3 protein-coding genes are annotated in these 13,091 nt (G+C 34.7%); all 3 read right to left on the bottom strand.

Annotation, left to right across the window (positions count from 1 at the left end; translation table 11 throughout):
- Nucleotides 1-18 precede the first annotated feature (18 nt).
- On the bottom strand, nucleotides 19-393 hold the full coding sequence (locus ACU8YW_RS26545) for a hypothetical protein (RefSeq protein WP_088065042.1): 375 nt from the start codon (nucleotides 391-393) through the stop codon (nucleotides 19-21).
- Between the two features lie 147 nt (nucleotides 394-540).
- Complete coding sequence (locus tag ACU8YW_RS26540; RefSeq protein ID WP_426934437.1) at nucleotides 541-1,941, bottom strand: M28 family metallopeptidase; 1,401 nt, start codon at nucleotides 1,939-1,941, stop codon at nucleotides 541-543.
- A 489-nt stretch (nucleotides 1,942-2,430) separates the two neighbouring features.
- A complete protein-coding gene (locus ACU8YW_RS26535; protein WP_446894023.1) occupies nucleotides 2,431-12,396 on the bottom strand; it encodes a SpaA isopeptide-forming pilin-related protein in 9,966 nt (3,321 codons plus the stop codon).
- Nucleotides 12,397-13,091 lie beyond the last annotated feature (695 nt).

The following is a 13,091-nucleotide window of genomic DNA, read 5'->3' as shown; positions in this document are numbered from 1 at the left end:
TGAGAAAGGCCCTTTATTTTATTGGATTGTATACGTAACGGAAAAGCTAACAGGACTATAGTAAACGAAAGGTGCGTGAAATTGAACATACATATTTCCATCTGTTTTTGCAGTGAAAATTCGGCCGTAACCATCAGAATAGCGCCCGATAAGGTTATGATTTGAGTCATAAACACTGTAACTAGGAGTTTTACTGTTAGGTTGAATTGTTAGTTCCTGTCCTTTTTGAAGGAAAATAGGTTCTTGTTCAGAACTACTTCCAGTTTGCAAAGAATAAAATTTTGTAAAGCTTTGTTCTTGAGTGGCAGCAGCGACTTTTGTTTCAGGAATAAAAGCGGTAGCGCCAGTAATTCCTGCTAAAGTTAAAGCACTGGCTAAAATAATTTTTTTCATAGTAGAAAAAGCCTCCTTATTAGTTGTAATCATTTTTGTTACAATTAATATTGTATAGGATAATGAGCAGGAGGAAATATGCTTTTATGCATATAAATATTTTCTCAATAAAAGACCACCGATAAAAATCAGTGGTCTTTTAAATGATTAAGCAGCTTTCTGTTCAGTTTGAGCAACAGATTTTTGAAGTGTATTATAAACTCCTGTCCCGATAACTTCTAATGCCATTTTCATACGTTCAGGCGAAATGTTTTCTAACACATTATCTTGAGGCGTATGGTATACCTTCTCAATATGATAGATTAATGGATTCCAACTATCGACACCCATCCAAATAAATAGGGCGGCAGGAATACCAACTTCAGCAAATGGCACGTGATCACTAGAGCCGAATTTCCCTTGCAGTACGAGGTCATTATTTAATTGTTTACCTGCTTGTAAGGCTGCGTCTGTTACAAGGTTTGGAGAACCGTTAGGCGTCATAGCATATAAATTCTTTGCTTTATCGTAATTTGTTGCAACCATGTCTGCGTTAAAGACACCTAAAATTCGATCACGTTCTTTTTGGGATAGACTATTAACGTAATAATCGGAGCCAAGTAAGCCAGTCTCTTCAGAACCAAAAGCAATAAAACGAATTTCTTTATCAGTTTCTACATTTTGAAAAGCACGAGCTAATTCTAATACTAATCCTGTACCAGAAGCATTATCGTTTGCTCCAGGTGCTCCAACGACACTATCATAGTGCGAACTTACAACGACAGCTTTTTCATTACCTGTACTATTTTTTGGTTTCTTTTTAGCGATGACATTAAGTGATGTTAAGTTAGATTCATGTCTCGCTTTTAGAGAAAGAAGAGTGGTCCCTTTTTTAGCGATTTCCTCTTTAAATGCATTTCCTTGTGCATAAGCAAGACCAAAGACAGGGATAGACTGCTTTTTCGTTAGGCGGGGATTGAAGGTTTGTCCATAATTTCCGCGTCCGCCAATTAAACTGTATAAAAGGACACCTTTTGCTCCTTTGCTAACAGCATTTTCAACTTGTTTATTATAGTCTGCAACTGTTGTTCCTCTTTCAAATAGAACAATTTTTCCGTTTACTTCATTTGGGATATCCTCTAATTTTGTTCCACCTTGAACAAAGATAAGAGGAGCTGTAACAGCTTCTGTAGAAATTAGTGCGTTAGGGGCAGCACCGGCTTGCCAATTACGCTTTGTGGATAATGATGATTCAATAAATCCAACGTATTGATCCGGTACTTGAAATGGTTGATATTCTACTTCATAGCCCATTGATTTAAGCTGCATACCAACGTAGCGAGAAGCCCATTCTTCTGATTTTGTCCCACCAGGGCGAGGACCAATTGTTTCGGATAAGAAACGGATGTGTTCGATAGCGCGGCTTGCATCAACTTGTTTTGTGATAGGTGAAGTCTGTGTGATTTCTGACGTGGAATCAGCTTTGGCTTGTCCAATTGGAGCTAAGCTAACAGCGAGTGATACAGCAAGCAAAGAGCTTACTATTTTTTGTTTCAAAGATTTTTTCATTTTTTCCTCTCCTATTCTTCTATTCTCTCTGACTGACAAAAGAAGACGGATAACGACTTTATTTTACCGTCATCTTCATTATTTTTCAATATTCTGACATTGAGAAATAAAAAACGCTATATGCATATTTGCATATTTTTGATGGAGATATGTATGCTATCATTTTAAATGAAGGTTCGCTTTCTGCTTGGAAAGCTCCTACATTGCATGAATCTAGTGTACCCAAACTTTAGATTATGTAGAGAAAAGAATCCTATAGGATTTCTTTTCTCATGTTTGAATCATGTGATGATAAATATGTTTCCGCATTTCATACTTATTATCAGTGATATATGTAAGGCATCCATATGAAAATACGAGGCTGTTCAAAGGTTTTCCGTACTTTTGGGCAGCCTCACCCCGTTAAAAGGACGATACTCTATGTATCGTCCTTTTTTGGCATAAAAAAACACCTAATCAAATGTTCACTTGATTAGGTGTGAAAAACTATTAATAATATTTTTTTCGTTTTGTAGCTAAAATACTTAACAAACCAGCTAGTAGAAGTACGATGCCTACTGTTTGAGTAGGATCATTTTTGTGACCTGTATTTGGAAGTTCTTTACCCTTATTTCGGTCATCTTGCTGTTTGTTTATTTGTGTGTCAGGGTTTTCTTTTTCTAGTTCTTCAGAAGTTCCTTTACCATGTGTGTCAGGATTTCCTTTTTCTAGTTCTTCAGAAGTTTCTTTCCCCGTTTCCTCTTCTTTATTAGGAGGAGTAATTGGTTTATCATCTCCACCGGATGAAGAATCGATTTTTTTATTTGAAACTGTAATTTGTAGTGGTGCAGCTTGAGCTTTTTCAATTGTAAAGTTTATTGGTGATGCATCTAATTGATAGCCTTTAGGAGCCTTTGTTTCCACTAATTGATAATTACCAGGTTTCAAATCATTTACGATTAATTTACCATGCCCGTCTGTTTGTAAACCTTCTCGTACTACTTTTCCGTCGTGATCTAAAATATTGAAAATGGCACCTTCAAGTGTTCCATGGTGATCAATATCAATTTTAGTTAACTCCATTGAACCTGTTGTTAAACTATTTAAAGCTGTAACAGAAGTAACTTGAGATTGTCCTTTCGTAATTGTGAAAGGAATTGGCTTAGCACTTAAATCGTATCCAATAGGAGCCTTCGTTTCAACGAACTGATAGTCTCCCGGACGTAAATCAGAAACAGAAATTTTGCCATCTTTATCAGTAGTTAAATCAGTGCGAACATCAAGTCCGTTATGATCAACAATTTTAAAGATAGCTCCTTCAAGAGTAGAGTTGTCAACGTCGTCAAGCTTAATTAATTCGACTGAACCTTTAGTTAAGCTGTTAGTAGCAGTAACAGAAGCTTTAGCTGTTTGACTCTTTTCAACAGTAAACTTGATAGGATTTTGATTTAAGTCGTAATGCTTAGGAGCCTTCGTTTCAACGAACTGATAGTCTCCTGGACGTAAATCAGAAACAGAAATTTTGCCGTCTTTATCAGTAGTTAAATCAGTGCGAACATCAAGTCCGTTATGATCAACAATTTTAAAGATAGCTCCTTCAAGAGAAGTACCGTCGACGTCGTCGACTTTAGTTAATTCAACAGCGCCCTTAGTTAAGCTATTTGTAGCAGTAACAGAAGCTTTAGTCGTTTGACTTTTTTCAACAGTAAACTTGATAGGATTTTGATTTAAGTCGTAATGCTTAGGAGCCTTCGTTTCAACGAACTGATAGTCTCCTGGACGTAAATCAGAAACAGAAATTTTGCCATCTTTATCAGTAGTTAAATCAGAACGAACGTCGTGCCCGTTCATATCGACGATTTTAAATACTGCATCTTTAAGGACAGAACCGTCAAAGTCATCCACTTTAGAAAGTTCAACAGCGCCTTTCGTTAAGCTATTCGTAGCGGTAACGGAAGCGATTTTTTCTTGTCCTTTTTTAACTGTGAACTTAATAGGTGTTTCGTTTAAGTCATAGTGATTAGGAGCTTTTGTTTCAATAAACTCATAGTCTCCTGGTGGTAATTCATCCACAACTAAACGGCCGTTTTTATCAGTAGTTAAATCAGTACGGACATCGTGTCCATCCTTATTAACAATTTTAAATACCGCACCTTCCAGTGTTGTGTTTTCTTCAACATCGTCAACTTTAATTAACTCCACACTACCTTTCGTTAAGCTGTTCGTAGCTGTAACGAAGACATGTTTTGTTTGACTTCTTTCAATTGTGAACTTAATCGGCTCTTCATTTAAGTCATAATGTTTCGGAGCTTTCGTTTCAATAAATTGATAGTCTCCAGGTTGTAAGTCTTTAGCGCTGATTTTTCCAACTTTATTGGTAACTAAATTCGTACGAATATCGTTACCGTTCAGATCAGTAATTTTAAATACCGCACCTTCTAGCATTTCTTTCTTATCTATAGAGTCAACCTTCGTTAATTCCACGCCACCTTTGGTTAGGCCATTCTTAGCAGTAACAGAAGCGTGAGTTAGTTGACTTCTCTCGATAGTGAAGCTAATAGGTGTTTTATTTAAATCGTAATGCTTAGGAGCTTTCGTTTCAATGAATTGATAGTCTCCTGGGCGTAAGTTCGTAGCAGTAATCTTACCATCTTTATCAGTAGTTAAATCAGTGCGAACAATTTTACCTTTCGCATCGATGATGTTAAACACTGCATCAGAAAGTTTTGTATCTGGATTTATATCATCCACTTTTATTAATTCTACAGCACCCTCAGTTAAGCTATTTGTAGCAGTAACTTGGAGCTTTTCTTTTTGGCTTTTCTTAATTGTAAACTTAATAGGTGTACTATCTAATTTATAGTGTTCAGGAGCTTTCGTTTCAACAAACTGATAGTCCCCAGGACGTAAATCAGAAACAGAAATTTTTCCATGTACATCTGTTGTAAGCTCAGTACGAATGTCGTTACCATTCAGATCAGTAATTTTAAATACCGCATCTTTAAGAGCAGTACCATCTACATCATCCACTTTAGAAAGTTCCACAGCGCCTTTCGTTAAGCTATTTGTAGCTGTAACGGAGATAGGATCAGCTTGGCTCTTTGTAATTGTGAATGGAATTGGCTCTTTGTTTAAATCGTAGTGTTTCGGAGCCGTTGTCTCGATGAATTGATAATCACCAGGACGTAGGTCAGAAACGCTAATTTTACCTTGTTGATTCGTAACAAGATTTTTGTGAATTACAGTACCATTCATATCCACAATTTTAAATACTGCGCCTTCAAGAGTAGTGCCATCGACGTCGTCCACTTTAGAAAGTTCCACGCCGCCTTTTGTTAAACTATTTTTCATAGTAACGGTAGCAATATCTTTTTGGCTTTTTTCAATTGTAAATATAATTGGTTTTTTGTCTAAATCATAGTGTTCAGGAGCCGTTATTTCAACGAATTGATACGTACCAGGACGTAAGTTTTCGATAACGATTTTACCTTCACTGTTTGTTTTTAAATCTGTTTTAAGTACTTTGCCATCTTGATCTAGTAAATTAAATACCGCATCGGCAAGTTTTGTTTGAGTGTTTAAATCATCAACTTTAAGTAATTCGATACTACCTTGTTTTAAGCTATTTGTAGCAGTTAAAGAAATAGCTTTCTTCTGTCCTTTTTCAATAGTGAATTTGATTGGTGTTTCATCTAAAACGTAATGCTTAGGAGCTTTCGTTTCGATAAATTGGTAATCACCAGGACGTAGGTCGTTAATTTCGATTATTCCTTGTTCATTTGTAACAAGGTCTTTATGAACTACATCACCGTTCATATTAACAATTTTAAATACTGCATCTTTAAGAACAGTGCCATCAACATCATCTACTTTAGAAAGTTTAACTGCACCCTTTATTAAAGCATTTGTAGCAGTGACATGAAGAGTTTCAGTTTGGCTCTTTTTAATTGTAAATACGATAGGTTTTTTATCTAAATCGTAATGTTCAGGAGCAATTGTTTCAACGAATTGATACGTACCAGGACGTAGGTTTTCAACAACAATTTTACCTTCATCATTTGTTTTTAAGCCTTCTTCAACTAGCTCTCCGTCTGCATCTAATAAATTAAATACGGCGTTAGCAAGTTTTGTATTTATATCAATATCGTCAATCTTTGTTAGTTCAACGCTACCGTTTTTCAAAGCATTTTTGCCTGTAACATTGATCTCTTTCGTTTGACTTCTTTCAATTGTAAATGGAATTGTTGTTTCATCTAATACATAGTGCTCAGGAGCTTTTGTTTCAATGAACTGATAGTCTCCAGGGCGTAAATCAGAAACAGAAATTTTTCCGTTTTTATCTGTAACAAGATTCGTATGAACTTCCTTACCGTTCATATCAACAATTTTAAAGATTGCACCTTCAAGCATCGTACGATCGATGTCATCGATTTTTGTTAATGTTACTGCACCTTTCTTTAAACTATTAGTAGCGGTAACAGTAATATTCTCTTTTTGACTTTTTTCGATAGTGAACGGAATAGGGTCTTTGCTTAAGGTATAGTCTTTTGGAGCTTTTACTTCAACAAATTGATAGTCTCCAGGACGTAAATCAGAAACAGAAATTTTTCCGTTTTTATCAGTCGTTAAACCTTTTCGAATTATTTTTTTAGTATCATGAGCGTCAACAATTATAAATTCTGCACCTTCAAGAGTAGTGCCATCAACATCATCAACTTTTGTTAAAGTGACGCCACCTGTAAGTAAACTATTTTTTACAGTAACAGGGAGAGGAAGATCTTTCTTACTACCTTTTTTAATTGTGAACTTAATAGGTGTTTTGTCTAATTTATAATGTTCAGGGGCTTTTGTTTCGATAAATTGATAATCCCCTGGTGCTAAATCAGGAATAACTAATACTCCGTAATCATCTGTTGTTAAATCTTTCATAATTTCTTTGCCAGTTGCGTCTTGTAATGTGAATACAGCGCCGGCAAGAGCTTTCGCGCTCTCCACGTCATCTTCTTTAATTAATTTGACCTTTCCTCTCGTTAAACTATTTTTGAAAGTAATAGGGATGAGCTTTTGTTGGCTCTTTTCAATCGTAAATTCGATTGGTTCTTCATTTACATCGTAATAAGTAGGAGCCTTCGTCTCGATTAGCTTATAATTACCCGGACGTAAGTCTTGTACTACTAATTTACCGTCTTTATCAGTAGTAAGTTCCGTACGAACATCCTCACCTTTGTCATTAACAATTTTAAATACTGCACCTTCAAGGGTTTCCTTAGCATTTACAGAATCAACTTTTGTTAATTCAATACCGCCTTTTATTAAGCTATTAGTAGCTGTAACGTTAATAGCAGTCGCTTGGCTCTCCTTAATTGTAAATTCAATCGGTGTTTTATTTAAGGTATAATGCTCAGGAGCTTTCATTTCGATAAATTTATAGTTACCTGGACGTAAACCAGTAGCAATAATTTTACCTTCCTGATTCGTAACTAATTCTGTACGGACATCTTCATTTTTGTTATTAACAATTTTGAATACGGCGCCTGTAAGTACAGTGCCATCAGTATCATCGAGTTTTGTTAGTTCAACATCGCCTGGTAGTAGACCATTTTCAGCTGTAATAACAATCGGTGTTTTTTGACCTTTCTCAATTGTAAATTCAATTGGTGTTGATCGCAGTTCATAATGTTCAGGAGCTTTCGTTTCAATAAATTTGTATTTGCCTGGACGTAAGTCAGAAGCTTTAACAGTTCCGTTTGTATCGGTAGTTAATTCTGTACGAACGTCTTCGTTCTTATCATTCACGATTTTGAACATAGCTCCAGCAAGAGGAGTCTTTTTATCAAATTCGTCGACTTTTAATAGCTCAACAGCACCTGTTGTTAAACTGTTTTTTGCAGTAATTGAGATAATGCTTGTTTGACTTTTCTCGATTGTAAACGGAATTGGTTCTTTATTTAAGTCATAGTATTTAGGTGGTGTTGTTTCAATAAATTGATAATCACCAGGATCTAAATCTTTAACGGTAAAAGTTCCATCTTTTTCTGTTTTTAAGTTTGTACGGACATCTTCATTTTTGTCGTTAACAATTTTGAATACGGCACCTTCAAGGGTAGTGTCATCAATATCATCCACTTTTGTTAACGTAACGCCACCTTTAATTAAAGAGTTTTTTGTTGTAATAGAAGCGGCTGTAGTTTGGCTTTTTTCTATTTCAAATAGAATAGGCGTTTTGTCTAATTCATAATGCTCAGGAGCTTTTGTTTCGACAAACTGGTATTTACCCGGACGTAAATCTTTTGCTTCTATTTGTCCATGTTCATTTGTTGTTAATTTCTCATATCCAGGAATATTTTTTCCGTTGCGATCCTGAACAGTAAACTCTGCCCCTGCTAAAGTTTTATTATAATTATCCACTTTTGTTAAAAGAGCAGATCCTTTAGTTAAACTATTTGTCGCAGTTTGGTTTACTACTGTTGTTTGATCTTCAGAGATAGTAAACGGAATAAGTTTGCTATCTAATTGATAATGCTCAGGAGCCTTCGTTTCTTGTAAGTAGTAAGTTCCTGGTTTTAGTTTATCTATAATAATTTGTCCGTTATTATTTGTTGTTAATTTTTCATGTTCTGGAATTATTTTTTTGTCTTTATCTAGTAGTGTGAAAACGGCGCCTTGTAGTGTTGCGTTTTTGTTCAGGTCATCAGATTTTGTTAAAACTACTTTCCCGACAAACTTCTTATTTGCAAGTTTATATGTTGTAGTCTCTTGTGTACCAAGTTCAACAATTTTCCCTTGTTTTAAATCCCAGCTAATTACATAGCCTTCAGGAGCTTTTGTTTCTTTTAATAAATATTTATCGCGCTTTAAGTTATTAAACTTAGCGATACCATCTTTGTCTGTTGTTATTTCGCGGATAACGGTTTTTCCTGTACGATCGTATAAAGTAAATTCTGCCCCGGACAATGGTACTTTCTTATTGTCGTTATCTACCTTTATAATTTCAAGGTTTCCGCGCCCTTTAGTAGCAGATCCTCCGCCTGAACCGGAAGACATTCTCACTTCAATCGTTTCAACAGTTTCTGTATTCTTAACTGTTAACTGATTGCCAGCGATTTTTGCTTTATTACTCACTTTTTCTTTATCGTCTGCATTAATAAGTGAGCGATATTCTAAAATATAAGCTCGATCAATTTTCTTCAAGAAAGCAATTTCAAAATGTTGCTTTCCAGTATTATTGTCTGTTGTGATCGTTAACTTATAGTCTGTTCCTTGTTTTAATTCATTTGCTGTATCTTTTGTTAAATTTCCATATGGATCAACAGTTGTAGGATATAAGTGGAATGAATCTGCCACAAGTACCTGATTGTCTGTTGGATCGTCTGTTACAACTGCGTCTGCAATGGTTGATTGACTTTCGTTAATTGCAATACTCCAATTAATATAGTTGTCGTCTTGCACAGCCTTTTTAGTAACAAAGCTGCCACCTTTATTTACTTGAGTGTCACCTTTAAGGGTGTTTACAATTTTAGAGCCATCTTTTAACTCTGCCTCGTTTTTGTAGGTGCCTTGGATAAGTTCACCATCGAGGCTTGTTTTAAAGATAATATAGTAAGGTGAATTAATTGATTGCTTGAAATGAACCTTTAGGGTGTTTTTATTTTTATCTGTAGGTTCTTCAAGTTCATACTCTTTAGGTGATACGGCATCACCAGGTCTTGCATTATCCGGGCTTCCATTTAAAATCATATCGCGTACTTCAATGGATCCTGGTACTAACTTTTGTTTATCTTGTATTACGTCTATAACATATGGATCTTTAATCTCAACATTATTATAATTAAAACCTATTATCCAAGTGATTTCTTTCGTTTGGGCGTTATAAGAACCGTATTTATATCCATTCGCCTTTGTGAAAGCATCAGGATCAAAGTCTGCTTCAACTTTATTTGATTGTGGATTGGACCCTGCATCTATCCAAGATAGGTTACCTGTATTTTTAAATGAAGTTTTACCACTTTCTAATTTTGTATAGTCAAAGTCTGTCGTATATTTTACGACTAATGTCTTTGTCATATTAGACTGATATGTACCTATAAGGGTAATTTTGAAACCTTTATCTGTTACATCTAAAACATAGTCAGTCTTAGCTTGAAGGGTATAATCTCCGTCTTTAATTTCTAGTTTATTATCTTTTAATTGTAATCCACCATGATCAAAGGTATCCGTAATGATGGCATTGTTTAATGGATAGTTGTTATTATTTACCGCAATTGTCCAGGTTGTTGTTTTGTCTTTATAGTTTGTTTCAGCTTTATTATTAGATTTAATAATATTTTGCTGCTGGAAGCCAGCCTCATTTTCTTTACTTGAGTCATTATCAGCTGTAACTGTATTTTTTACTTTTCCATCTTTTATGATACTATCAGTTGGCTTTGTTTTATAGGTAATTACATAAGCACTATTAATATCCTCATTAAACTGTAAATCGAATCCATTCTTCTTGTTACTTACAGTGTAATTATTAACAGTGTCGCCTGTTACAAGTCTTCCTTTATCATCGTATGAAGCGTTCTTCACAACGATAGAATTTGCATCTAGTTCATGTGTATCGTCAAAAATATCTTTTAAAAGTGCATCTGTTTTTTTGATATTTTTTTGATCACCGTTGTAAGTAATTGTCCATTCAATCGTTTGCGTCTTTGGATCATACTTACTTGTTTTGTTTAAATGTGTACCACGAGAAACCGTTACAGTAGAGCTTGCATTTTGTTGCTTTTGATTATCACTCGTTATCGTAACGTTATTTTGGAAGCTTTTTACGTTTTCATCAGTAATTTTTGTTGCATATTCAATTTGATATGCTTTATTGATAGAATCTTTAAAAGCAATCTCCAATTTTGAGCCCTCTGATGAACTAACTTTGTAATCTGCTGAATCAGCCTCTTTACCACGTGTTACGTTCCCATTAACATCAACTTCTAAATAATAAACTTTAATAGAATCTTTATTTAAGCTTGTGCCTGGTGGAATGTTATCTTTAAAAACAGCGTTTTTAAGAGTGTCTTTCGTTTTGTTCATCTCTACTGTCCAATTAATTTCATTTGTATTAATTGGTCTATCAGGTAACCCTTTTTTATTCGTAGCTGTTTGTACATTAGGCTTAAAGTCAACTGTAATAGAAACATCCTTATCTTTAATCGGGAAAGGAATTTCTTGTGTTGTTGTACCTTTAATTTCAGCTTTATTAAATTCTGTCTTTAATTGTAGGTTACCAGCAACATCTGGATGCTCTTCAACATAATCGTTGAATGTCATCGTGACTTTTCCATCTTTTGTAACAGTAAAATTACCAATTTGATTGTTTTCACTATCATATAAAGGACTGTTAATTGTATTGTAAATCTTAAAATGTTTAGGAAGATCAAAAATATAGTAATCTCCACTTTTCACATTCATTGATTTTAAAAGTTCCCATGTAAACTCAATATTGGCAGGGGAATCTGTACTTGGACGGTTATCCTCTGTAAATGGTTTTCCGTCTTTATCCGTCAGCTTTACACCGGTTAAAATGTTTGTTGTTATTTGCTTTGGACCTGAATTTGTATTCTCAGCAGGGTCGCTTGCTAGCTTTCGTTCTGGATTGTCAGTAGCAATTTTAGCTGCTGGGTTTTGTTCCGGATTATCGGTAACAGGTTTAGTTGCTGGGTTTTGTTCCGGATTATCAGTAACAGGTTTAGTTGCTGGATCTTGCTCCGGATTGTCAGTAACAGGTTTAGTTGCTGGGTTTTGTTCCGGATTATCAGTAACAGGTTTAGTTGCTGGGTTTTGTTCCGGATTATCAGTAACAGGTTTAGTTGCTGGATCTTGCTCCGGATTGTCAGTAACAGGTTTAGCTACTGGATCTTGCACTGGTTTATTAGTATCCTGTTTGGTGCCAGCTTCTTTAGAGTCTTCTACCTGAACAGGAACTGATATAGGCTGAACCATTGTTCCTAAAGGAAAAGCGATTTGAACTGATTTTTCCCCAGTTTTTAAAGTTGAGTTAAACACGGTATCAACTTTAATTTTTCCTTTAGCGTCTTTCAAATTTTCTACTTGATCATTAAATATTAATTTTAATTTATTATCTTTAGCTGTTATAAAATATTGACCAATATTTTTTTGATCTGTTACTAAATCCCCTTGCAAATCTTTAGGTACTTTTAATGCAAGTGGTATTTGAACCACTGCTGTATCATTTGCGTGTGCAACTTGTTGATCCTTTATTGACCAAGCGTATTCTACTTGAATGGTTGATCCTATCTTTACTAAGTTGTTAGGATTTTTTGCTTCGTCAATAATATGATTCGTTGCATCTTTCATTTCAACAGTGTCAAATAAGGAATCTCCTGTTAAGGTTTCCGCTCTTACTTGATTGTATGGAAAACTAGCAAGTTGCGAAAATAGTACGAATACAATTAAACATACATTGAAAAGTTTTTTCATTTTTCCTCCTCTGAACATTCATTTGTCCATTGGGGACTTATTCCACATGAACAAATGGAATATTAAAAGTATTTGTTATAAGCTATTTATTTTTGGTTATCCCTCCGTTTCTATACGCGTTCTCAGACAAACAGGATTATGTTCAAAGTAATAGTATTTAACGTAAAACAAAATGTATATTTACACAGTTCTGTGGAAATATACACAATTCGACAAAAAATGTCGAAAAAAATACTGATATAAAGAATGATATCAGACCTTTATATGTGAGATAGTTTTCATGTATATCTAGTAAAAAAGAATGGTTATAAAGGTAAGTTTTACGATACATACTAACCAAGGTAGTGTATCCCTTTGTGAAGGCTTATTTTTGCCTTAAAGTTATGTGGAAATAAAAATCTAGATAGGGTTGGTTTTGGTCAGAATGAAGACAATATGTACTTTGAAATTAGTCATTTATTTTGTCTAAAGAGAGTTGTGCGATTAGTGGACCGAAGTTGAAAGATGATAGTTTCTTACATTGTTAGAGAAATATAAGGATTACAGAATATTCGACTAACACGTTACTACGGTCATTTTTGAGACTGTTTAAACAATAAGAAAGAAGGTGTTTTCCTCCTTAGTTACAATATCTTTTTAGTAAAGATAAGCTTAAGTAACCTCCGCTAAAGATTATATACTTAAATGATAAAGAG

Source organism: Bacillus pretiosus (assembly GCF_052947655.1).
Note: the sequence above shows the minus strand (reverse complement) of the source record. Positions and strands in the feature narration are given on the sequence as shown.